Source organism: Paenarthrobacter nicotinovorans (assembly GCF_007670255.1).
In the GTDB taxonomy this organism is placed as follows: Bacteria; Actinomycetota; Actinomycetes; order Actinomycetales; family Micrococcaceae; genus Arthrobacter; species Arthrobacter nicotinovorans_B.
The window spans coordinates 133278-154769 of the sequence record NZ_SZVS01000009.1 but is presented as its reverse complement, the minus strand read 5'-3'; the positions used below and the strand labels follow the sequence as shown (position 1 = coordinate 154769).

Annotated in this window: 21 protein-coding genes; 10 read left to right on the top strand and 11 right to left on the bottom strand. The window is 64.4% G+C overall.

The annotated features are described in order from the left end of the window. Nucleotides 1-15: 15 nt before the first annotated feature. Entirely contained in the window at nucleotides 16-612 is a 597-nt protein-coding gene (locus FDP28_RS14700; RefSeq protein WP_260842484.1) for a hypothetical protein, read from the bottom strand. A 192-nt stretch (nucleotides 613-804) separates the two neighbouring features. Between FDP28_RS14700 and FDP28_RS14695 the strand changes: the two genes are divergently transcribed. The 5 genes from FDP28_RS14695 to FDP28_RS14675 all read left to right on the top strand — a co-directional run bounded on the left by FDP28_RS14695 (nucleotide 805) and on the right by FDP28_RS14675 (nucleotide 6549). Continuing rightward, nucleotides 805-1533, top strand: coding sequence for a FadR/GntR family transcriptional regulator (locus FDP28_RS14695; protein WP_144662263.1), 729 nt, complete (start codon nucleotides 805-807; stop codon nucleotides 1531-1533). Further along, nucleotides 1530-2615, top strand: coding sequence for an asparaginase (locus FDP28_RS14690; protein WP_144662261.1), 1086 nt, complete (start codon nucleotides 1530-1532; stop codon nucleotides 2613-2615). Before FDP28_RS14695 ends, FDP28_RS14690 begins: the two co-directional genes overlap by 4 nt. Further along, on the top strand, nucleotides 2612-4027 hold the full coding sequence (gene aspA, locus FDP28_RS14685) for an aspartate ammonia-lyase (protein ID WP_144662259.1): 1416 nt from the start codon (nucleotides 2612-2614) through the stop codon (nucleotides 4025-4027). Before FDP28_RS14690 ends, aspA begins: the two co-directional genes overlap by 4 nt. A gap of 144 nt (nucleotides 4028-4171) precedes the next feature. Continuing rightward, the gene (locus FDP28_RS14680) at nucleotides 4172-5683 is read left to right on the top strand and encodes an amino acid permease (protein ID WP_144662257.1); all 1512 of its coding nucleotides are present in this window, start codon (nucleotides 4172-4174) and stop codon (nucleotides 5681-5683) included. 194 nt (nucleotides 5684-5877) lie between these two features. Further along, complete coding sequence (locus FDP28_RS14675) at nucleotides 5878-6549, top strand: FadR/GntR family transcriptional regulator (RefSeq protein WP_144662255.1); 672 nt, start codon at nucleotides 5878-5880, stop codon at nucleotides 6547-6549. Between the two features lie 13 nt (nucleotides 6550-6562). Here the strand turns inward: FDP28_RS14675 and FDP28_RS14670 are convergent, their stop codons facing one another. From FDP28_RS14670 to FDP28_RS14650, 5 genes are read right to left on the bottom strand one after another with little or no spacing between them, the layout of a single operon-like run. Beyond that, nucleotides 6563-7432, bottom strand: coding sequence for an amidohydrolase family protein (locus FDP28_RS14670; RefSeq protein WP_144662254.1), 870 nt, complete (start codon nucleotides 7430-7432; stop codon nucleotides 6563-6565). Then, nucleotides 7425-8384, bottom strand: a complete 960-nt coding sequence (locus FDP28_RS14665) for an aldo/keto reductase (RefSeq protein WP_144662252.1) — start codon at nucleotides 8382-8384, stop codon at nucleotides 7425-7427. Before FDP28_RS14665 ends, FDP28_RS14670 begins: the two co-directional genes overlap by 8 nt. Continuing rightward, nucleotides 8369-8683, bottom strand: coding sequence for an L-rhamnose mutarotase (locus FDP28_RS14660; RefSeq protein WP_144662250.1), 315 nt, complete (start codon nucleotides 8681-8683; stop codon nucleotides 8369-8371). Before FDP28_RS14660 ends, FDP28_RS14665 begins: the two co-directional genes overlap by 16 nt. After that, nucleotides 8676-9980, bottom strand: coding sequence for an alpha-L-fucosidase (locus tag FDP28_RS14655; protein WP_144662248.1), 1305 nt, complete (start codon nucleotides 9978-9980; stop codon nucleotides 8676-8678). The genes FDP28_RS14660 and FDP28_RS14655 overlap by 8 nt, the downstream gene beginning before the upstream one ends. Next, the gene (locus FDP28_RS14650) at nucleotides 9977-11281 is read right to left on the bottom strand and encodes an L-fuconate dehydratase (RefSeq protein WP_144662246.1); all 1305 of its coding nucleotides are present in this window, start codon (nucleotides 11279-11281) and stop codon (nucleotides 9977-9979) included. Before FDP28_RS14650 ends, FDP28_RS14655 begins: the two co-directional genes overlap by 4 nt. 140 nt (nucleotides 11282-11421) lie before the next feature. Between FDP28_RS14650 and FDP28_RS14645 the strand changes: the two genes are divergently transcribed. Beyond that, nucleotides 11422-12333, top strand: coding sequence for a fumarylacetoacetate hydrolase family protein (locus FDP28_RS14645; RefSeq protein ID WP_144662244.1), 912 nt, complete (start codon nucleotides 11422-11424; stop codon nucleotides 12331-12333). Between the two features lie 9 nt (nucleotides 12334-12342). Continuing rightward, nucleotides 12343-13095 (top strand): SDR family NAD(P)-dependent oxidoreductase, encoded by a 753-nt coding sequence (locus tag FDP28_RS14640; protein ID WP_144662242.1) that lies wholly within the window; start codon nucleotides 12343-12345, stop codon nucleotides 13093-13095. 10 nt (nucleotides 13096-13105) lie between these two features. Here the strand turns inward: FDP28_RS14640 and FDP28_RS14635 are convergent, their stop codons facing one another. Beyond that, entirely contained in the window at nucleotides 13106-14221 is a 1116-nt protein-coding gene (locus FDP28_RS14635; RefSeq protein ID WP_144662240.1) for an FG-GAP repeat domain-containing protein, read from the bottom strand. A gap of 218 nt (nucleotides 14222-14439) precedes the next feature. Between FDP28_RS14635 and FDP28_RS14630 the strand changes: the two genes are divergently transcribed. After that, nucleotides 14440-15750 carry an ATP-binding protein gene (locus FDP28_RS14630; RefSeq protein WP_144662238.1) on the top strand — a complete coding sequence of 437 codons (1311 nt, stop codon included), beginning with the start codon at nucleotides 14440-14442 and terminating at the stop codon, nucleotides 15748-15750. Nucleotides 15751-15866: 116 nt separating this feature from the next. Next, nucleotides 15867-17111, top strand: a complete 1245-nt coding sequence (locus FDP28_RS14625; RefSeq protein WP_144662236.1) for a low temperature requirement protein A — start codon at nucleotides 15867-15869, stop codon at nucleotides 17109-17111. A gap of 17 nt (nucleotides 17112-17128) precedes the next feature. Here the strand turns inward: FDP28_RS14625 and FDP28_RS14620 are convergent, their stop codons facing one another. The 4 genes from FDP28_RS14620 to gluQRS form a co-directional block, all read right to left on the bottom strand. After that, complete coding sequence (locus FDP28_RS14620; RefSeq protein WP_144662235.1) at nucleotides 17129-17665, bottom strand: HD domain-containing protein; 537 nt, start codon at nucleotides 17663-17665, stop codon at nucleotides 17129-17131. 81 nt (nucleotides 17666-17746) lie between these two features. Next, on the bottom strand, nucleotides 17747-18538 hold the full coding sequence (locus tag FDP28_RS14615; protein ID WP_144662233.1) for an SDR family NAD(P)-dependent oxidoreductase: 792 nt from the start codon (nucleotides 18536-18538) through the stop codon (nucleotides 17747-17749). A gap of 41 nt (nucleotides 18539-18579) precedes the next feature. Then, nucleotides 18580-19704 carry a serine hydrolase domain-containing protein gene (locus FDP28_RS14610; RefSeq protein ID WP_144662231.1) on the bottom strand — a complete coding sequence of 375 codons (1125 nt, stop codon included), beginning with the start codon at nucleotides 19702-19704 and terminating at the stop codon, nucleotides 18580-18582. 24 nt (nucleotides 19705-19728) lie between these two features. Beyond that, complete coding sequence (gluQRS, locus tag FDP28_RS14605) at nucleotides 19729-20616, bottom strand: tRNA glutamyl-Q(34) synthetase GluQRS (protein WP_144662229.1); 888 nt, start codon at nucleotides 20614-20616, stop codon at nucleotides 19729-19731. Between the two features lie 378 nt (nucleotides 20617-20994). Here gluQRS and FDP28_RS14600 point away from each other — a divergent pair, with 378 nt between their 5' ends. Continuing rightward, on the top strand, nucleotides 20995-21453 hold the full coding sequence (locus tag FDP28_RS14600; RefSeq protein WP_186313642.1) for an Lrp/AsnC family transcriptional regulator: 459 nt from the start codon (nucleotides 20995-20997) through the stop codon (nucleotides 21451-21453). Nucleotides 21454-21492 lie beyond the last annotated feature (39 nt).

Here is a 21492-nt window from a genome sequence, read left to right as displayed (position 1 = left end):
GTGACCGGCCAGCCCCTAAGAATCAGCAGCCGGCAGCGACTCACGGTGACGGATCCGCGAATCGCCGAACTCAAGTGCCACCGGTGCAATCTCCGTGGGCGGTTCGTGCCGTGACTTCGCCTTTCCCACAGCAATGTGCGGCAACCACCGCGGCGACCGGTACCCCAATGCGGGCGAGCTCAGAATGAAGTCGTCAATGTTGTCGAGGCCCAGCTCATCGAGCAGCACATGCAAACCCTGAACCAGGAGGGCTTGATAGTCATGAACCTCCTGGGGAACATCCACCTCAAGCCCCATCAGGCGGCCGCCACCCAGGGGCACCAGCTTGTCGGACTTTCCCAGAAAGCCCTGCAGAACAGGCAGTTCGGTCAACCAACTACTGATCTCGGGCAGCACCTTCCCGGGCTCTGCCCTTCCGTTTGTCCACGCTGCGATGTCCCCGGCGAGCTCGTCCAGAATTCCCACGTGCAGCAAAGTCATATGCAGCCCTTGCGGCTTGCGCAGTGAATCAACGAATCGCTCAAGGCCCTGGTAGTCGGCGGGTCCGGCGCCGACGCGAAGAACCGGCACCTCCACGGTGACGCGCGGCTTGTCCGGGTTGCTGGCCGTCATGAACGCCATTATGCGCCGATCACGCATGCAACGGGAGGCCGACGGCGGAACCCGACTGCCGCCGTCGGGCGCCGTGACGTCACCGGGCACAAAACCTCACCACCCGCCGTCGGGCGCTTCTACCAGTCCCCAAACCGTGAAGCAAGCCTTTCAGCGTTGACAGCGTCTTGTGACCCGTGCCATATTCGAAACGTGAACCTGTCAGACAGCCGGACAGCCGGACAGCAAGAGTCCCAGAGCGGCCACTCAGCGCATATGCCTATTTCGCGGATTTCCGCGGCTGAGGCCGTCTTTGCCGCACTCCGCCGGGCCATCGAAGGCGGACAGTTCGACATCGGCACCAAGCTGAGTTCTGAAGCGACCCTGGCTGCCCAGTATGGCGTAAGCCGTTCGGTGATCCGGGAAGCGCTGAGGTCGTGCAATACCTTGGGCCTCACTGTCACCAAAACCGGCAAGGGCACTTTCATTGTGGCCAACAAGGTTGCTAATGACCTTACCTTGGGCCAGTACAGCGCACGCGATCTTAACGAAGCACGTCCTCACATCGAGATCCCGGCTGCCGGCCTGGCGGCTGAAAGAAGGACGGAAGAAGAGCTTGAGCACCTGAAGGACATCATCCAGGAAATGCTCAACGAGAACGACCCCGAAGCCTGGGTAAACCTGGATGCCAGCTTCCACTCGGCCGTTGCGCGGGCCAGTGGGAACCGGGTGTTCGCGAGCGTGGTGTCGGACATCCGCGAAGCGTTGGCCCACCAGTCCGAAACCTTGAACCTCGTCGCTGACCGGCAACACCGTTCGGACGAGGAACACGTCGCCATCCTCGACGCCATCGAGGCGGGCGACTCCCACGCCGCAAGCAAGGCGATGGCCGCCCACCTGCAGGCCGTCAGCGTGGCACTGGACACAATCCTCAGCAAATGACACACCCAAAGGACACCGACACCATGCCCGCCCCCAAAGCACCGGCACACGAAGCTCCGGCGCACAAAGCCCCGGCACCCCCCGCCCCGGCCGCCGCCCGAGAAGCGACGGCCCCCAACCACGTCCCCTTGGTCGAAGTGACCCGGGACGGGCTGGTGGAAAGCGTCCACTACGGTTCACTGATTGCGCTTGCCGCAGATGACAGCACCATCGTCGAGGCCGGCCAGCCCGACGCCCCCATGTACCCACGCTCAAGCCTGAAGCCATTGCAGGCTGTCGCGCTGCTCAAGGCCGGCCTGGACATCCCCGAAAACCTCCTGGCGCTCACGGCTGCCAGCCATTCCGGCGCGAAAATGCACCGCGACGGCGCTACCGAGATCCTGAAGCTCCACGGCCTCACCGACGCGGCCCTGGCAAACAGCACGGACCTCCCCTACGGCGTGGCCGAGCGCGAGGAGTGGCTCCGCACAGGCAACGGCCCCACCCACATCACGCAGAACTGTTCCGGCAAGCACGCCTCGATGACCGCCGTATGCGTCATCAACGGTTGGCCTGTGGAGGGATACTTGCACCCCGAACACCCGCTGCAGGTGCTGGTCCGCGACACCATCACCGAGCTGACCGGTGAGGAGGCTGCCGCCGTCAGCACCGACGGTTGCGGTACTCCGCTGTTCGCCCACTCGCTGCACGGCATGGCCCGCGCTTATGGCCGTCTGGCCGCCGCGGACGAGGACACCCTCGAAGGCAAGGTGGCCCACGCCATGCGCCGCTTCCCGGAGATGGTGGCCGGCGAAGGCCGCGACGTCACAGCCCTCATGCGAGCCGTACCGGGCCTGCTCGCGAAGGACGGCTTCGAAGGGCTGCAACTTGTCGGCCTCCCGGACGGCACCGGGCTGGCAGTCAAGATTTCCGACGGCGGCGACCGCGCCCGCATGCCCGTCACCGTTGAGGTCCTCCGCCGTCTGGGTGTCGACGGCGGCAGCCTGGACACGCTTCAAAGCCCCCCTGTGCTGGGCGGCGGCCTTCCGGTCGGCGAACTCCGCGCATCAGATTTTTCAGCAACCAACCAAGGACAGCTATGACCACCGTCGATCAGGCGATCCCCCTCCGTTCCGAACACGACCTCCTGGGCGACCGCGATGTACCCGCGGACGCCTACTGGGGCGTCCACACACTGCGTGCCATCGAGAACTTCCCCATCACCGGGCAGCCGCTCTCCACCAACAAGCACCTGGTCCGCGGGCTGGCTGCAGTGAAGCAGGCAGCCGCCCGGACCAACCACGAGCTTGGCCTCCTGGACTCAGAACGTGCCAACGCCATTGAGCAGGCCTGCCAGGACATCCTGGACGGCAAGCTGCAGGAACAGTTCATGGTGGACGTGATCCAGGGCGGAGCTGGCACCAGCTCCAACATGAACGCCAACGAGGTCATCGCCAACCGTGCGCTGGAGATCCTGGGACACCCCAAGGGCGACTACTCCAAGCTGCACCCGAACGACCACGTGAACCTGAGCCAGTCCACCAACGACGTCTACCCGACGGCGGTCAACCTCGCCACGATCTTCTCCGTGAAGGAACTCCTGGCAGCGCTGGAAGAACTCGAAGAGGCCTTCGCCGAAAAGGGCCGCGAGTTCCGCACCGTCGTGAAGATGGGCCGTACGCAGTTGCAGGACGCCGTTCCGATGACCTTGGGCCAGGAATTCGGGGGCTACGCCGTCACCATTGGCGAAGACCGCGCACGCCTGGACGAGTCCCACATGCTCATCCACGAGATCAACCTTGGCGCTACGGCGATCGGCACCGGCTTGAATGCCCCGGTAGGTTACGCCGAGGCCGCCTGCCGGCACCTGGCCGAGATCACAGGCCTGCCGCTGCTCACTGCCGCCGACCTCATCGAGGCCACCCAGGATGTGGGAGCGTTCGTCCACCTGTCCGGCGTGCTGAAGCGCGTGGCAGTGAAGCTTTCCAAGATTTGCAACGACCTCCGCCTGCTGTCCTCCGGACCGCGCGCGGGTTTGGGCGAGATCAACCTTCCGGCAGTGCAGTCCGGTTCGTCGATCATGCCCGGCAAGATCAATCCGGTGATCCCGGAAGTGGTCAGCCAAGTGGCGTACGAAGTCATCGGCAACGATGTCACCGTCACCATGGCCGCGGAGGCAGGCCAGCTTCAGCTGAATGCCTTCGAACCGATCATTGTGCACAGCCTGCACAAGAGCATCTCCCACCTGGAAGCAGCGTGCCGCACCCTTACGGCACGCTGCGTCCGGGGCATCACCGCAAACACCGAACGGCTACGGCTTACCGTGGAGCAGTCGATCGGTCTCGTCACGGCATTGAACCCCCACATCGGTTACGCCTCCGCCACCGCCATTGCCCAGGAGGCGCTGGCAACGGGCAAGGGTGTGGCAGAACTTGTTTTGGAGCACGGCCTTTTGACCGCTGCCCAGCTCGAAGAATTGCTCAGTCCAGAACGTCTGGCCAACCTGAGCAAATAGGCCCACAACGGCCAAAAGCCCAGCGGCTTAATTCAGCCGTCCCGCCCGATGAGGCATACCCCAATCGAGGCGCTGTCTTGTGTGCCCGGAACCCCGACCGGCTGCGCCCAAGACACCCCCAACAGGACACTCCTAAGGATTCCAATGACCAATCCCATCACTGACCACACGGTTCCGGCCCAAGCGCACGCCAGTGAGAAGGCCCTCCACAAAGAGGACACTGGCTACCACAAGGACCTCAAGCCCCGTCAGATCCAGATGATCGCTATCGGTGGCGCCATCGGCACCGGCCTGTTCCTTGGCGCAGGTGGCCGCCTCAACGCCGCCGGCCCTTCCCTGGTGATCGCGTACGCCGTCTGTGGCTTCTTCGCTTTCCTGATCCTCCGCGCACTGGGCGAACTGGTGCTGCACCGCCCTTCGTCGGGATCGTTCGTCTCCTACGCCCGTGAGTTCTACGGCGAGAAGGCGGCCTTCGTCTCGGGCTGGTTCTACTGGATCAACTGGGCCACCACCACCATCGTGGACATCACGGCCGCAGCCCTCTACATGAACTTCTTCGGCAAATACGTGCCGTGGATGGGCGCCGTGCCGCAATGGGCGTGGGCCCTCATCGCCCTGGTAGTGGTGCTGAGCCTGAACCTGGTCTCCGTCAAGGTCTTCGGCGAGATGGAGTTCTGGTTCGCGCTGATCAAGGTTGCTGCCCTGGTGGCCTTCCTGCTCGTGGGCACCTACTTCGTCATCTTCGGCACCCCGGTTGATGGCCAAACAGTCGGCTTCAGCCTGATCTCGGACAACGGCGGCATTTTCCCGAACGGCATCCTCCCCATGATCATCCTCATGCAGGGTGTCCTGTTCGCGTACGCTTCCATCGAACTCGTGGGTACCGCGGCTGGCGAGACCAAGGAACCAGAGAAGATCATGCCCAAGGCGATCAACTCCGTGGTCTTCCGTATCGCAGTCTTCTACGTCGGCTCGGTCATCCTGCTGGCGCTGCTGCTCCCGTACACCTCGTACCAGAAGGGCGTCAGCCCGTTCGTGACGTTCTTCGGATCCATCGGTGTCCAGGGCGTTGACGTGATCATGAACCTCGTGGTCCTGACCGCCGCACTGTCCTCCTTGAACGCCGGTCTGTACTCCACGGGCCGTATCCTTCGCTCCATGTCCGTGGCCGGTTCCGCTCCGAAGTTCGCACAGCGCATGAACAAGGCCGGTGTGCCCTACGGCGGCATCGCCATCACCGCCGGTGTTTCCCTGCTCGGTGTTCCGCTGAACTACCTCGTCCCGTCCGACGCTTTCGAGATCGTCTTGAACGTCGCGTCCGTGGGCATCATCGTCACCTGGGCCACCATTGTCCTTTGCCAGATGCAGCTCAAGCGCTGGGCGGACAAGGGTTGGGTCAAGCGCCCGTCCTTCCGCCTGTTCGGCGCCCCGTACACCGGCTGGTTGTCGCTGCTCTTCCTTGCCGGCGTCCTGGTGATGGTGTTCATCGAGTCCCCGCTCACCATGCTGGTCACGGCAGTCGCCTGCGCGCTGATGGTCTGGGGCTGGTTCATGTGCCGCAAGCAGATCCACGAACTTGCGGCCACCCGCGATGGCTACACCGGCAGCGCTCCGGTGGTCGCCAACCGTCCGCTGCCTGGTGGCGGCGACAAGTAGAGCAACGCCTGACTCACGACGGCGGCACCCGGGTTCCGTAACAGCGGAACGTGGGTGCCGCCGTCGTCCGTTAACGCCCCAACTGGGGGACAGCACATGTCGCAATGGCGCCCCAATACGACATTTGCTGTCCCCCAGATGGGTGGGGTCGCGGCGGAGACAGACATCCGATCATTCGTGGCTACTATTGGTCCATGGCTGTGACAGACGAGGCGATCAGCAAGATCAAGGACATGCTGATCCGGGGCGAGCTCAAGGCCGGCGATCGGCTTCCGCCGGAGAAGGAACTGAGCGAACGGCTCGGCCTGTCCAGAAGCTCGCTGCGCGAAGCGGTGAAGGCCCTGGAGCTGATCCGGGTGCTGGATGTGCGCCGCGGTGACGGAACCTACGTGACCAGCCTCGACGCCAAACTTCTCAACGAGGCCGTAGCGTTCGTGGTGGATCTGCACCAGGACCGCTCCATCCTGGAGCTCTTCGAGGTCCGACGAATCCTTGAACCCGCCACGGCCCACCTCGCGGCGGCGAAGATCACCCCGGAAAAACTCCTGGCCCTGCGCGCAACGATGGACGGAATCGACGAGAACACGGACGTTGAGGAACTCGTCGCCCACGACCTCGAATTCCACAGCATCATCACCGAAGCCGCCGGCAACGACTACTTGGGCAGCCTCCTGGAAGCCCTGTCCAGCAGCACTGTCCGGGCGCGGATCTGGCGTGGGCTGACCCAGGAAAAGGCTGTGTCACACACCTTGGCGGAGCATCGGGCCATCGCCGACGCGCTGGAACGCGGGGACGCGGAGCTGGTCCGCGCACTGGTCACCGTGCACATCAGCGGCGTGGAGAACTGGCTGCGCCAAGCTCTTTAGGCATCCAAGCGTTCTAGGCATCCACCATCGGGTTGGCTGCCAGCCCATAGGTACGGATCGCGGTCCCCTCCAAAACCGCGTCCTGCTCAGCCGGGCTCAGCGAGGAGACGAGTTCCAGCAGCACATCGAGCGTCCGGCCATACGGTGCCCCGAGGGTGCTCACCGGCCAGTCGCCGCCGATCATCAAACGCCCGGCCCCGAAAGCCTCCATGGCGGTTACGAAGAGCGGCCGCAACGCCTCGCTGGTGTACGGCTGCCCCGCGACGTGAAGCCCGGAGAGTTTCGCCACGGTGTTCGGCTCACGTCCCAAAGCGAGGAAATCCTTGCGCCACGAGTCCATGAGCGCCGAATCAGCCAAAGGTGGCTTGCCCAGGTGGTCAAGGACAACGATCAATTCGGGAAGCTCCCGGGCCAGCCGGACCGTCGCACCCAAATGCCGCGGGAAAGCATCGGGAACGTCGAATGTGAGGCCACGGCGCGCCACCAAAGCCAACGATTCCCGCACGGAGGGAAGGTCCAGGAAATCCGGCCGGGGATCGTTATGCACCAGATGCCGCACGCCCCGGAACACCGGGTCCGCTGCGAAGCGGTCCAGCTGGAAAGCCGCCTCGGCCGGAGCATCCAGCCGGATCCAGCCAACCACCCCCACAACCCAGGGGTTCCGGGAAGCCACGGCCAGCATGCTCTCGGTATCGGCAACGGTGTCATCAGCCTGGACCAGCACCGCTCCCCTAACACCAGCGGCATCGAGTGTCTCCCATGCTTCGTCCTCGCCAAAGCTGCGGAACAGCGCCCCATGGTGAGGGCCGAGCCAGGAGTAGGGCCGCTCACCGCCCGTGACGAAGGTGTCCAAGGTCCACAGATGCAGGTGCGAATCAATCACTGCCCAGTCCCTCCAACGCCGCCCACAGCTCCTCGGGAACCGGCTGGTCCATCCGTTCCGCGTTGGTGGCCATCTGTTCAGGGGAGGTTGCCCCAGCCGTCACGTTCACGACTGCCGGATGCCGCAGCGGGAACTGGAGTGCCGCCGTCGGGAGTTCCACGCCGAAATCGCGGCAAAGTGCCGCGAGCGCCCGGGCCCTCTCCAGCACAGCCGGCGGTGCTTGCCCGTAGTTGTAGTGCGCATCATCAGGGACTTCGGGACGGGCAAGGAGACCAGAGTTATAGGCGCCAACGCTTACGACGCCGGTGCGGCGCTGCCTGCAGCGTTCAAGCAGGGGAACGTCGGGCTGCTCCAGCAGGGTGTAGCGTCCGGCGAGCATCACGAGGTCAAGGTCGGCCGCTTCGATGCACTCCAGGGCGGCTTCGGCGGAGTTGGTGCCGACGCCGATGGCCGAGACAAGGCCCTCGGACCGGAGTTTTTCCAGCGCGGGCAGCCCCTGCGTGATTCCGGCGCGAAGGTCATGGACGTCGGGATCGTGCAGGTAAACAATGTCCACGTAGCTCAGCCCAAGCCGCTCCAACGACTCTTCGATGCTGCGCCGGATGCCTGCCTCGCTGAAGTCCCAGACGCGCCGCGTTGTAGCCGGGACGTCGAAGCCCTCGGAGTCGCGCCCGCCGGCGGGGTTGGGTTCCAGCAAACGGCCAACCTTGGTGGAGATGACGAACCCATCACGCGGCTTGTCCCGCAGGACGGCGCCGAGTCTCTGCTCCGACAGGCCAAGGCCGTAGTGCGGCGCGGTGTCGAAGTATCGGACTCCTGTGTCCCAGGCGGCCAGCACCGTGGCAAGGGCTTCACCGTCCGGGATGGCGCGGTACAGGTTTCCGATCCCGGCCCCGCCGAAGCCGAGCCTGCCCAGCCTGTGGAGGTCGAGTGAGTTCACGGCAGTTCCCATACTCTGGGGATACCCGTATCCGTCCCGGAGTAATCGTCCTGGACGTCCAAAAGTTCAGCCATCCGGGCTTGCCACGGCACATTGGCTGGATGGTCGGCGAGCGCATGCCGCATCGCCTGGTAGTCGTCCACGTCCACCACATGGAAGAGGTCGAGTCCGCTGCGCCAGATCCGCCAGTTCCGAACGCCGGCTTCCTTCAGCGCGGACACGAGTTCCGGAGGGATGTGCGCGTGGGCGTCGGCGTACTCATCTTCCGTGCCCGGTTTGAGCCTGGTGTGCAGGGCGATGCTCTCAACCATGGCTGACCGTCGGTTCCACGGAGGGCTTGAGGAAAAGCTCCAGCACCGGGACTTCCACGTCGGGCCTTTGCACCGGCAATTTGATGGTCAGTGTTCCCGGCGGTTGGCCTCCCGGGGTCATGTTCATGGCCTGCTGGTCCGGGTCCACCTCGCGAAGGAACACTTCCGACGCGTCATTGAGCAACTGGGCGTACTCCACCTTCCCGGCCAGGCCAGGCAGGTGCACGTATTCGAACGGCCAGGCGAACAAGTGCACATAGAGCCGGTCCCCGCGTTGGGTGTACCGGACGTCCGAGGGAGCGGTGAACGCGGAAACACCCGCACCGTAGATGGAGCGGGAATGCAGTTTCATCCACTCCCCTATTCCCTCCAGCGACTCCAGCGCCCGCGGATCAATGGTTCCCCTCCCCGTTGGGCCCACGTTGAGCAGCAGGTTTCCGCCCTTGGACACCCCGTCCACCAGCATCCGGATGAGCAGATCCACTGACTTGTAGTTCTGATTGTCCCGGTCGTACCCCCAGCTGCCGTTCAGCGTCTGGCAAGCCTCCCAGGTGACGGGTTCGCCGTCGAGCATCATGGGGCCGGCGGGCTGGTACTGCTCCGGCGTGACAAAGTCTCCCGGGATGTCCAGGCGGTCATTGATCACGATGCCCGGCTGAAGCTCGCGCACCATCGCCAGCAGCTCTTCCGAGTCCCAGTCCTTCCGGCCCTTGCCACCCCAGAACTGCCCGTGCCCCTCGCCGGCATAGGAGAAGTCGAAGAACAGGTAGTCGATGGTGCCGTAGTTGCTCAGGAGTTCGCGCACTTGGCCGTGGAGGTACTCACGATAGCGGGCCATGTCGCGGCCGCTGTTCAAACGTTCGACGTCGGCCGCGTTGCGTTGCGGATGTACCCCGTCGATGGTGAAGTCGGGGTGGTGCCAGTCAACGAGCGAGTGGTAAAAACCAACCTTCAGCCCCTCGGCGCGGAGTGCTTCCACATACGGCCGGATGAGGTCCCCGCCTGCGGGGGTGTTGGTTGCCTTGTAGTCGGTGAGGGCCGAATCCCACAGGCAGAATCCGTCGTGGTGCTTGGTGGTGAGGACAACGTACTTCATCCCGGCGGCGCGGGCGACCCTGGCCCATTCGCGGGGATCGTACAGGTCAGGATCGAAGCGCCGGAAGTACTTCGAGTACCCCTCCACGGTGATCTCTTCCCTGTTCATCACCCATTCGTGCCGTGCGGGCAGGGCGTAGACGCCCCAGTGCACGAACATCCCGAAGCGTGCTTCCTCGAACCAGGGGGCATGCTGGATCACTGGTCTTCCTTCCATACCGGGCCGTCAGGAAAGCTGTACGCGGCCAGTGTTTCACGGAGCATTTCGTTTCCGGCACCAGGACTCGACGGCGGCCAGTACGCGCCGCTGTGGACCTCCACCGGGCTGATGAAGTGTTCGTGGAGGTGGTCAACGAACTCGATGGTCCGTCCCTCCTTGGTCCCGGACACCGCGACGTAGTCGAACATGGACAAGTGCTGCACGGCTTCGCACAATCCCACCCCGCCGGCATGCGGGCAGACACGGACACCAAACTTGGCGGCCAAGAGCAGGATGGCAATGTTCTCGTTGACGCCGGCCACGCGGGCCGCGTCGATCTGGAGCACCTGCAGAGAACCTGCCTGCAGCATCTGCTTGAACACCACCCGGTTCTGCACGTGCTCCCCTGTTGCCACCGGAATCGGCGCAACAGCCCGGGCGATCGCGGCGTGGCCGAGGATGTCATCCGGGCTGGTGGGTTCCTCGATCCAGGCGATGTCGTAGGGGGCCAGGTGGCCCATCCAGTCGATGGCCTCCTGCACGTCCCAACGTTGGTTGGCGTCCACGGCGATCCTGATATCAGGACCAACGGCCTCCCGCGCAGCACGGACCCGCCGGATGTCGTCCTCCAGGGACGCCCCCACCTTCAACTTGATCTGCTCGAAGCCGTCAGCCACGGCTTCCTTGGCCAACCGCGTCAGTTTCGCGTCGCTGTAGCCCAGCCAGCCCGGCGTCGTGGTGTAGGCGGGGTAGCCTTCGGCGCGAAGTGCCACCTTCCGCTGTTCCCGTCCGGGTTCGGCGGCGCGAAGGATGGCCAGTGCTTCATCCGGCGTGAGGGCATCCGTGAGGTAGCGGAAGTCCACCAACGCCACGAGTTCTTCGGGCGTCATGCGTGCGAGCAGTTCCCACAGGGGCAGCCCCGCGCGCTTGGCTTTCAGGTCCCACAGGGCGTTGACGACGGCGCCGATCGCCATGTGCATGACGCCCTTTTCGGGTCCGAGCCAGCGGAGTTGGGAGTCGTGGGCCAGGAGTTTCCAGGTGGCTCCCATGTCGTCGAGGAGTTCTTCGACGCAAAGGCCAAGGATGTGCTCCTTGAGGGCGCCGATTGCCGCGGTCTCCACCTCGTTGCCGCGGCCAATGGTGAACACGAAGCCGTGGCCCTCGTGCCCGTCGCCGGCGTCCGTGCGGATGATCAGGTAGGCGGCGGAGTAGTCCGGGTCCGGATTCATGGCGTCGGAGCCGTCGAGGTCCAGGGATGTGGGGAAACGGATATCGAACGTTTCCACTGCGGTGATGAGGCTCATGGGGCTCCTGGCTGGATTAGCTGTTCTTCGTTGAAGCTAAACATCGGATGTATGCCTTGTCAATGGGTCACATTTCCGTATTATGGGAGGAAACATCACACTAGAGCTCGGATGTTAGTCCCGAACGCACGGAGGAAGCCATGACCTTGAAATTCGCCAGGCTGGGTACGGCCGGAAACGAACAACCGGCAGTCATCGCCGAGGACGCCAACGGCGACGAGAAGTACTACAGCCTTGCGCCCCTGACCAAGGACATCGACGGCGGCTTCCTCGCCTCGGATGGTATCGAACGCACCCGCGAAGCCCTGGATAAAGGGGAACTGTCGGAAATTCCGGCTGAAGGACTGCGCATCGGAGCACCTGTTGCCCGGCCTGGATCCGTCGTCGCGATCGGCCTGAACTACACTGCGCACGCCGCCGAATCCGGCGCGACACCGCCCGAAGTTCCGGTCGTATTCCTGAAACCAAGCAACACCATCGCCGGACCGTACGACGCCGCTCCCATTCCGCCGTCGTCGGAAAAGTACGACTGGGAGGTGGAACTGGCCATCATCATCGGCAAGGAAGCGTCATACCTTTCCACCCTTGAAGAGGCCGAAGACAGCATCGCCGGTTACGCGGTGGCCAACGACCTCTCCGAGCGTGAGTACCAGATCCCCGGGGCTGCCGGACAGTGGACCAAAGGCAAGTCGCTCCCGGGCTCGACTCCCCTGGGTCCCTGGCTGGTCCCCGCCTCCGAGATCGATCCGGGCAACCTTCGCCTCCGGACCCTGGTCAACGGCGAGGCCCGCCAGGATTCCAATACCTCGGACATGATCTTCGACCCCGCAACGATCGTCCACCACCTCAGCCAGTACATGGTCCTTGAACCCGGCGATGTGATCATCACAGGAACCCCCGAGGGCGTGGCGTTGTCCGGCCGCTTCCCGTTCATCCAACCCGGTGACGTGGTGGAGCTGGAAATCGACGGCCTCGGAAGCCAGCGCCAGGAGTACTTCCGCGCGCACGCCGGGTCAGCCCGCCCGGTTGCCGTCGCCGGCACCAACGCCTGAGGCCGGACCATGACCACCACGGAATTTGATGGCCTCGCGGCAATCGTCACAGGTGGGGCTTCCGGGATCGGGGCGGCCATCGCGGATCGCCTCGCTGCAGGCGGCGCCCAGGTCGCGGTCCTGGACCTCACACCGGAAGCCAGCCCGCACTTCGGCGTGCAGTGCAACGTGGCCGACGACGCCTCGGTGCGAACCGCCGTCGAGCATGTCGCCCAGCGGTTCGGCCGACTGGACATCGTCATCAACAACGCCGGAATCGGGGCGCAAGGCGACGTTGCCGCAAACGATGACGACGAGTGGCTCCGCGTCCTCAATATCAACGTCGTGGGGATCGCGCGTGTCAGCCGGGCGGCGCTGCCTTACCTTCGCGAGTCGCCTGCCGCTTCGATCGTCAACACCTGCTCCATCGCCGCAACGGCGGGCCTGCCGCAGCGTGCGCTGTACTCTGCGTCCAAGGGCGCGGTCCTGTCCCTGACTTTGGCGATGGCCGCGGACCACGTGCGCGAGGGCATCCGCGTGAACTGCGTCAATCCCGGCACTGTGGACACCCCATGGGTGGGCCGGCTGCTGGACTCCGCCGCTGATCCCGCCGGCGAGCGCGCAGCCCTCAATGCCCGCCAGCCCCACGGGCGCATGGTGGATCCCGCCGAAGTAGCCGGCGCGGTGGCTTACCTGGCGAGTCCGCTGTCAGGCTCGACGTCGGGTACGTCGCTGGCGGTCGACGGCGGCATGCAGGGTCTGCGGCTTCGCCCGGTTCAGTAGGGAGGCCGGTTCAGTAGAGCCCATTGAAGATGTTCCAGCCCCACCCAACGGTTTCCACGCCCTTCCAACCGCCGCGTCCATCGCCGTAGTACATCAGCAATTCACCGGAGCTGTTGACCCCGTGGACATCGGCAAAACCGTCACGGTTGAAGTCCCCAACGCTGCCCACCTTGCCCAGCACGTTCCAGCCTTGGCCGATCTGCTTCGGGGCCAGCCATCCTCCGTTTCCGTTGCCGCCATAGAGGAACAGTCTTCCGGCCTTGTCTTTGGCGAGGATGTCCGCCGTGCCATCGCCATTGAAATCACCGGGCGTGATGAGCAGGTCCATGACGTCCCACCCCTGGCCCACCTGGACGCGGGGTGTCCAGCCCCGGGCAGCTTTGGGATAGAGGTAGAGGTTGCCGTTGGGTTCGGAGGCCAGGAGGTCGTTGTACCCGTCGCCGTCGAAGTCCCCGGGGCCCACCACTTTGTCCATCGCGTTCCACCCCCAGCCGATCTCCGAGGGATAGGCCTCTGCGGGGAATGTTCCGTCTCCCCTGCCCCAGAACATCCAGAGCCTGCCCACCGCATCAGTGGCCAGGAGTTCGGTTTTGCCGTCGCTGGTGAGGTCGCCGGCACCGATGATCCTGGTATAGGCACCCCAGTTGGAGCCAATCAGCCGCGGTGGCTTCCAGCCTTGCGCGCTGTCCAAGCCCGGGTAGAGCATCAGTGCACCATCATGCCGGCGTCCCAACAGTTCGAATACTCCCCGACCCGTGAATCCTTCAACGCGCGTGGGCTGGCTTTTGACCACCTCGGATTCCTTCACCACCACCTGCGAAGGGTTGCAGGCCTGCGAACCCGTGACAACGGCCGAGATCCGGGTGCCTACATCTTCAGCACGCAGCTCGTAGAAAGAGGTGAACGTCGATTGCGATGTCACCGGCTCTCCATCACGAAGCCACTGGATGGAATAGCCGTGCTGCGGGTCGGGATCGCAGGCGGAGAAGTACTCGTAGGCGCCGCTGACCGACAACCCGGTTCCCACGTACGTCGGGCCGCTGATGGTGAACTCGTCCGGCGAGACGGCGTTGGCAGCGGGAACGGGCAGGACGGCCAAAAGGACAGCCGCCAGGATCGCGGCCATGACGGACCCCGGCGCTCGGCCAGACCCCGGCCGCCTTCTGTCCCTGAATGCTCCCACCGCTTCTCCCTCGAACGTGCTGGGTGTTTCCTGTGCCCATCCTAGACGCGGGCCCGGTCGCCGTAACGCAACGAAGCCGCAACGTTCCCCGGCAGTGATTCGCTTATGCTCAACTCCAACGAATCAATGGCGACTCACTGACAGCCCCAGGAGAAGAACTCATGACCAATTGGCGCATCCGGGACTTCCACTCCTCTGATCTCGACGGCATACTCCATCTGTGGGAGTCCCTCAAGGCCGACGGCGTGGAGCCCGTCTACGCCTTGTCCGAAGTCCTGGCGTCCTGCGAGAAGGACCATGCCGTGGTCGCGGTTCAGGGCGAGCAGGTGGTGGGTGCCGCCGTCGGACGTGCCGCCCATGACCAAGGCTGGATCGTCTTCCTGGCGACGCTTCCCGAGTTCCGCGGCCGGGGCATCGGCACCTCGCTGCTGGCCGCCGTCGAAAACCGGATGGCTCCGCACGGCCTCAACAAACTCTCCGCGCTGATGCCGGAGACCGAAACGCGGGTCGAAGCCTTCCTCGGCCGCGGGTTCGTGGTGAAGAAAAACCTGCGCTACTTCGAGCGGACCATTCCCGTGCAGCGCCAGGAACTCGGTGCGCTGGGACTGCTCGGCGGGCGCGTCCTGGCGCGCGATTTGTGGGAGAACGTGGCTGGCATGCGCCGGGAGAAGGAACTGCTGGAGCGCCGGCTGGTGCTCCCCTTGGCCGAAGCCGACCTCGCCGACGAATACGGCGTTGTTCCGCCGCGCGCGGTGGTGTTGTTCGGTCCTCCCGGCACAGGCAAAACCACCTTCGCCAAAGCCATCGCCTCACGCCTGGAGTGGCCGTTCGTGGAGGTGTTCCCGTCCCGATTGGCCTCAGATCCCAAGGGGCTGGCGGGCGCCTTGCGGGAGACCTTCCTGGAGATCGCCGAGCTGGAGCACGCCGTGGTGTTCATCGACGAGGTGGAGGAGATCGCTTCCCAGCGTGCCGGTGATCCGCCGTCGCCGCTTCAGGGCGTCACCAACGAGCTCCTCAAGATCATCCCGGCTTTCCGCGAACAGCCCGGCCGCTTGCTCGTGTGTGCCACCAACTTCATCCGTGCGCTGGATACCGCGTTCCTCCGCCACGGACGCTTCGATTACGTCATCCCCATCGGCCTTCCGGACGTCCATGCCCGCGAGGCCATGTGGCAACGGTTCATCCCCGCGTCCGTGGTGGACTCGGTGGATGTTGCGCAGTTGGTCGAGCGGACCGAGGGCTTCTCGCCCGCGGATATCGAGTTCGCCGCGCGCAGCGCCTCCCAGCGGGCCTTGGAAAAGGCCGTGTACGACGACGGCGCTGCCGCCGGCGCTGCCTCGGACGGCACCAACGCCCGGAAAGGCCCGGTCACCCAGGACTACCTCGACGCGATCGCGGACACCCGCACGACTGTCAGCCCCGAAGTGCACCAGGACTTCCTGGAAGACATCGACGTCCTGGGCCGCGTTTAGGGACCTGGTCAGCGAGTTCGCGGGAACCCTGCCACATCGCCGCTATTTTCCGGGCGCACTGGACGCGTTCCCGCGAACCCGGCGCGGGCTCGCCAGGCAACGGTAATCTTTGAGCCATGTCCACGAATCCCCTCCGCCATGCCCTCTCCCGGATGGGCGGGCGCGATCCCCATGAGAAGCACCGCACCGCCACCCCGCTTGAGCTGTTCTTCGACCTGACTTTCGTCATCGCCTTCGGAGTGGCCGGCAACCAATTTGCCCACGCTGTGGCCGAGGCGCACTTCTGGCCAGGTCTCCTTGCCTTCTCCTTCGCGATGTTCGCGGTGATCTGGGCCTGGATCAATTTCACCTGGTTCGCCAGCGCCTACGACACCGATGACTGGGTTTTCCGCGTAGTCACCATGGTGCAGATGGTGGGTGTCCTCATCCTGGCCATGGGCATCGAGCCGGTGTTCCACTCCATCATTGACGGCAAGCACGTGGACAACTTCACCATGGTGCTCGGCTACATCGTCATGCGCGTAGCCCTGGTCTTTCAGTGGCTGCGCGCTGCCCGCCAAGACCCCGAACGCCGGGAAACGTGTTTGCGCTACGCAAAGTACGTCTCGATTGTCCAAGTTGGCTGGGTTGCTGTCCTGTTGATCGACGCCGGCGTTCTCACCACGTTTCTCATGGCAGCGCCTTTGTTCGTCCTGGAGATGTCAGTTCCCGGACTTGCTGAACGCAAAGCCCGGACGCCGTGGCATGCCCACCATATTGCCGAGCGCTACGGACTGCTTGCCATCATTGCCCTGGGCGAGTGCCTGATCGGTGCCATTGAGACACTGCGGGCGATGGTTGCCCTGCATGGCTGGACGCTGGATACCGCGTTGGTTGGCTTCAGCGGCACAGGGTTGGCCTTCGCCATGTGGTGGATCTATTTCATCCTGCCCTCAGGTCCGGCGCTCCATCTCCAAAGGCACCGCTCATGGGTCTTCGGTTATGCGCATATGCCGGTCTTTGCAGGGATTGCTGCCACGGGTGCCGGCCTACACGTCGCTGCCTACTACATCGACCATGAGGCCAGCATCAGTGCAGCCGCGGCCGTGGCATCGATAGCCATCCCCATCATTCTTTTCAAGGTGTCGCTGACAACGCTTTACGGGTTCATGCTCAACCCGGACCGCGAATTGTTGTGGAGCACCGTCCTTGTGGTGATTGGCTTGGCGGCCAGTATCGCCATGGCTGCAGCGGGTGCATCCGTGCCCGTGTGCATGCTGGAGATGATGCTGGTCCTGGGGCTCTCCATTGCCTACGACGAACGGCGTGGACACAAGGGGCGGGCTGCCGCATTGCGTCGGCTGGAAGCTGCGGCCGGCTAGCGCCTGGGGCCGGCTGACTAATCCGGAACGATCTCGTCCAGCTCCTCGAGCAGGTGCGGGTTGATCCGATGGAGGATCAGCCGGACCTCCTCTTTGGGAACGGCCGCGTAGAGCACCGGACGCGCATCGGCGTACCGGGTCACCGGTGGTTTGTCGGGCCACTTCTCCGCCAGCGCCCGGACGCGTTCCGGCAAGGAATTGTGGGCATTGTCCGCAATTTTGACCAACGTGGCGTCGTGGTCCTCCGCGACGTACCGGATGCCGGCGTCGTAATCATCGGGGTCGTCGTGGAAGCGCCGGGTGACGCGCTCGATAATGGCGAGGGCACGCTCCGAAACGCCCATATCCAGCAGCGCTTGCCGGGTGATGGGGGTGTCTTCGGCGATGTCGTGGAGGTAGCCCGCAATCTGGATGTCCTCGTCGAAGTCGGCAAGGGCATCCCCGACAGCCAGGACGTGCTCCCGATACGGACGCTTGAGTTTGTCCTTCTGGCGGTTGTGGGCCACCTCCGCCAGGACCTGGGCTGTCTCTACGGTGAAGCGTGGTTCAGTCATTGTGGCCTCCGGATTGGCAATGGAGCTTCAGGGATGGTCCTCCCGATCAGGCTATCCGTTGCGGCGGCATGGATGTACCGCCTACCAATCCTGGACAGCACGTGCGGCGATCGCCACGGTGACTGCCCGGGGCAAACGCTGGGCGAACCCCGCGGCCACCCGGTTCATCCACCCCGAGACGACGCTGCCGGGTGTGACCTTGCGGTCGAGTGCTTTGAGGGCCGTCTCCACCACCTGGGCCGAGGTTTGCATAGGGCCAACCGCCGCCGACTGGCTCCCCAGGACGTCGAAGAACTCCGTCTTTGTGGCTCCCGGGCAGAGTGCCAGGACGTTTAGCCCGGAGTCCTTGGTTTCGTGGGCTACGGCCTCGGTGAAGCTCAGGACGAAGGCCTTGGTGGCGCCGTAGACAGCCATGCCGGGGATCGGCTGGAACGCCGCAGTACTGGCCACATTCACCAGCGCACCCTTGCCGGAGGTGAGCATCGAAGGCAGGAAGGCCCGGGTGATATCAACCAAGGCAGCAACATTGAGCGCGATCTCCGACGCTATGACCGCTGGATCTTCCTCCACCAAGGGCCCATGGGTTCCGAAGCCTGCGTTGTTGATGAGGGTGTCCACGGCGATGCCGCGTCCGGACAGTTCGTTGAAGAGCTCCGCCCCGACGCCTGGCCGGCCGAGGTCCATGGGGAGCACTGTCACCGTGGTGCCGTGCTCGTTTCGCAGCTTGCTGGCCAGCTCCTCCAGACGATCGACCCGCCTGGCGACCAAGACGAGGCTGGAGCCGCGGGCGGCGAAACGCTGCGCGAACTCGGCACCGAGCCCGGAACTGGCTCCCGTGATGAGCGCGGTGGTACCGGAGTAGGTCATGGTCATGTGGGTTCCCGTCGTTGTGTGGGGACTGATGTAGCCGCTGTCTACATGGTAGGCAGCGTCCCGGCGATCACTTCCCGCACGGCTGAGCTCAGCTGGAAGTTACGGCACCCTACTCCCCCGGGTTCGGCCTGCTGGGGTACATAGCCAAAACCGAGCTCATACACGGGATCGGCAAAACCCAAGGATGCGCTGGCGCCGTCGTGCCCGAAGGCGCGGTGGCTTCCGAAGGGCATTCGGGAGTGCGATTTCATGAAGACGGTGCCGAAGCAACCGGTCTCCCCGAAGACCCTGTCGATGCCGAAGACCTGTTCGGCGGTCATCGTTGTGATGGTGTCCTCCGTCAGAAGGGGTGCGACGCCGGCGTCCCCGGCCAAGCCGGTCAGCGCGGCTGCGTAGATCCGAGCCATGCCATCTGCGCTGGACACGCCCGCCGCGGAGCTCAACCCGGCAGCCCGGACTTCCCGGATATTCGGCAGATCGAGGATGTCACCCACGGCCGCGTTGGTTGCCAGGCCGAGGTGGCTGGCGGGGTCCACCCAAGGCCACGAAGGATCAGCTGCCCACCGGAAGGGAGCAAAACGGGATTCTTCTGACTCGGGCAGCCCAAGGTAGAACTGCGCGCCGGTTACCGCCCGGATGCGGTGCTCGAAAACCTCTTGAAGAGTCGACCCAGTGATCCGTCGGCACAGTTCCTCCATGAAGATCCCAATGCTGAGGGCGTGGTAGCCGAACGCCGCACCGGGCTTCCACAAGGGCCGGAGCTTGGCGAGCTTGGCGGCAGCGAGCCTGGAATCGTTGACCTCCTCCAGTGTCAGGCCACCCTCCGGACCCAACAAGCCCGCCTGGTGCGACAGGAGCTGGGCAACAGTGATAGAGGCCTTGCCTTCGACGCCAAATTCCGGCCAGTACTTGACCACCTCGGCGTCGAGGTCCAGTTGCCCGTCCTGCACCAGCAAGGCGATGACCAGGCCTGCCATGCCTTTGGAACAGGAGAACACGCCGGTCACCGAGTCTGGGCGGATGTACGGACCACCGCTCAGGTCCAGCACCTTCACGCCGCGATGATACGCAGCGACCTGGGCCGAGTACTCCGGATCCTGATCCAGGAAACGGCCAAAAAGTTCGGCGACGGGTTCGAAACCTGGGGCGACCATCTGTGCATGCATCCAGCCAGCCTACGTGGTGGCCCTTCAAGCACGCGGAGTTATCCACACCCAAGGCTCCCGGGGGAGTCGCTGCGGGTCGAACGCCGGAAGCGCCTCCTGCAAGGTCCCGGCGGGCAAGCCGAGGGACTCAAGGATCAGGGCCCGCACCTGTTCGGGAGGAATTCCGACGGCGGCGAGGTCGTCCAGCGTGACGGCACCGTCGCGCTTTGCCAGCCTCACGCCGTCGTGGTTTACCACCAACGGAACGTGCGCGTATTCGGGGACGGGAAGGCCCAAAAGCGTGGCGAGGTACGCCTGTCGCGGGCTGGACGGGAGGAGGTCGTCGCCGCGCACCACCTGGTCGATTCCCTGTGCGGCGTCGTCGACCACCACGGCCAGGTTGTAGGCCGTGACGCCGTCATTTCGACGCAGCACAAAGTCGTCCACCATCCCCACAAAAGTGCCGTGCAACTGGTCCTCAACAGCCCACTCGGTAACCTCGGAGCGTAAGCGGATGGATGCTGGACGCGAAGCACGCCGTATCTCCCGCTCGGCAGCTGAAAGCCGCCGGCACGTGCCCGGGTAGGCCCCTTGGGGAGCATGTGGGGCCGATGGCGCTTCCTGGATTTCCTTGCGGGTGCAAAAGCATTCGTAGGTGAGCCCCTCCGAAGCCAAACGCTGGATCGCGTCGTCGTAGAAGCCCGCGCGCTCAGTCTGGCGAACGACGTCGGCATCCCAAGTGACGCCGATGGCTTCCAAATCGCGGAGCTGCTGCGTCTCGGCACCGGATCTGGCGCGATCGAGATCTTCCACCCGGAGCAGGAAATCGCGGCCGCTGGACTTTGCAAACAGCCAGGCCAGCACGGCCGTACGGAGATTGCCAACGTGGAGTTCACCCGAAGGGCTCGGGGCAAATCGCCCGGCGGAAGTCATGGTCCAAGCCTATGCGCGCAAGCCGCTGGGTGCGGGCGGGGCCGCGGCCGCCCGGCCCCACCGGGCAACACAAGAGCCCCTCAGCTACCGCAACGATCCGGTGGCTCAGGGGCTCTTGCTGTGCTGCCCGACCAGCGGGCGAGTGCAGAATGACAATGCTGTGAACAAGAGTCAATCAGCGGCTGCTTCCTTGCGGGAAACCTGTGCAGGACTCCGGGTGGTGTTCCGGGGGCCTGGTGCCGGCGGGCTTCGGCGGTGGCCTCGGCCTGCTTCGTTGCCACTATTTCAGCAGTGGATATACAGTAGGAGCAATAGTCCCCTCGATGATTGGTCGATCTGACTACTCATCTGCGAAAACCCGGACAGGAAGTGGTCATTTTGCAGGAACTCGACGCTACGGACCGCCGGATCCTGGCCGCACTCGACGACGACCCCCGTGTTCCGATCATGGTGCTGGCGCAGAAATTGCACTTGGCACGCGGGACCGTGCAGTCGCGCCTGGAACGAATGACGGCGTCCGGTGCGTTGCGGGCCAACAGCAGCCGGGTCCTGCCATCGGCACTCGGGCGCGGAGTGGCTGCGGCTGTAAGCGCGGAGCTCGACCAAAGCCATTTGAACCAGGCCATCGCGGCCCTTCGCGAGATTCCGGAAGTCCTCGAATGCCACGCCCCCGCCGGGGATACCGACCTCATCATCCGGGTGGTGGCCAAGAGCCCTGATGATCTGTACCGGGTGTCGGAGGAAATCCGTCTGTGCCCAGGCATCGTCCGAACCTCAACCAGCATGTTCCTCCGGGAAGTCATTCCCTACCGGACCACGGGCCTGCTCAGCGAGTAGCCACTTATGCACATAGGGAAGTTGTGCCCATGTGCCCCG

Coding starts and splice junctions, on each gene's coding strand:
- FDP28_RS14700 (WP_260842484.1), bottom strand. CDS start 612: ATGACGGCCAGCAACCCGGACAAGCCGCGCGTCACCGTGGAGGTGCCG.
- FDP28_RS14690 (WP_144662261.1), top strand. CDS start 1,530: ATGACACACCCAAAGGACACCGACACCATGCCCGCCCCCAAAGCACCG.
- aspA (WP_144662259.1), top strand. CDS start 2,612: ATGACCACCGTCGATCAGGCGATCCCCCTCCGTTCCGAACACGACCTC.
- FDP28_RS14680 (WP_144662257.1), top strand. CDS start 4,172: ATGACCAATCCCATCACTGACCACACGGTTCCGGCCCAAGCGCACGCC.
- FDP28_RS14675 (WP_144662255.1), top strand. CDS start 5,878: ATGGCTGTGACAGACGAGGCGATCAGCAAGATCAAGGACATGCTGATC.
- FDP28_RS14665 (WP_144662252.1), bottom strand. CDS start 8,384: ATGGGAACTGCCGTGAACTCACTCGACCTCCACAGGCTGGGCAGGCTC.
- FDP28_RS14660 (WP_144662250.1), bottom strand. CDS start 8,683: ATGGTTGAGAGCATCGCCCTGCACACCAGGCTCAAACCGGGCACGGAA.
- FDP28_RS14650 (WP_144662246.1), bottom strand. CDS start 11,281: ATGAGCCTCATCACCGCAGTGGAAACGTTCGATATCCGTTTCCCCACA.
- FDP28_RS14645 (WP_144662244.1), top strand. CDS start 11,422: ATGACCTTGAAATTCGCCAGGCTGGGTACGGCCGGAAACGAACAACCG.
- FDP28_RS14640 (WP_144662242.1), top strand. CDS start 12,343: ATGACCACCACGGAATTTGATGGCCTCGCGGCAATCGTCACAGGTGGG.
- FDP28_RS14635 (WP_144662240.1), bottom strand. CDS start 14,221: ATGGCCGCGATCCTGGCGGCTGTCCTTTTGGCCGTCCTGCCCGTTCCC.
- FDP28_RS14630 (WP_144662238.1), top strand. CDS start 14,440: ATGACCAATTGGCGCATCCGGGACTTCCACTCCTCTGATCTCGACGGC.
- FDP28_RS14625 (WP_144662236.1), top strand. CDS start 15,867: ATGTCCACGAATCCCCTCCGCCATGCCCTCTCCCGGATGGGCGGGCGC.
- FDP28_RS14620 (WP_144662235.1), bottom strand. CDS start 17,665: ATGACTGAACCACGCTTCACCGTAGAGACAGCCCAGGTCCTGGCGGAG.
- FDP28_RS14615 (WP_144662233.1), bottom strand. CDS start 18,538: ATGACCATGACCTACTCCGGTACCACCGCGCTCATCACGGGAGCCAGT.
- FDP28_RS14610 (WP_144662231.1), bottom strand. CDS start 19,704: ATGCATGCACAGATGGTCGCCCCAGGTTTCGAACCCGTCGCCGAACTT.
- gluQRS (WP_144662229.1), bottom strand. CDS start 20,616: ATGACTTCCGCCGGGCGATTTGCCCCGAGCCCTTCGGGTGAACTCCAC.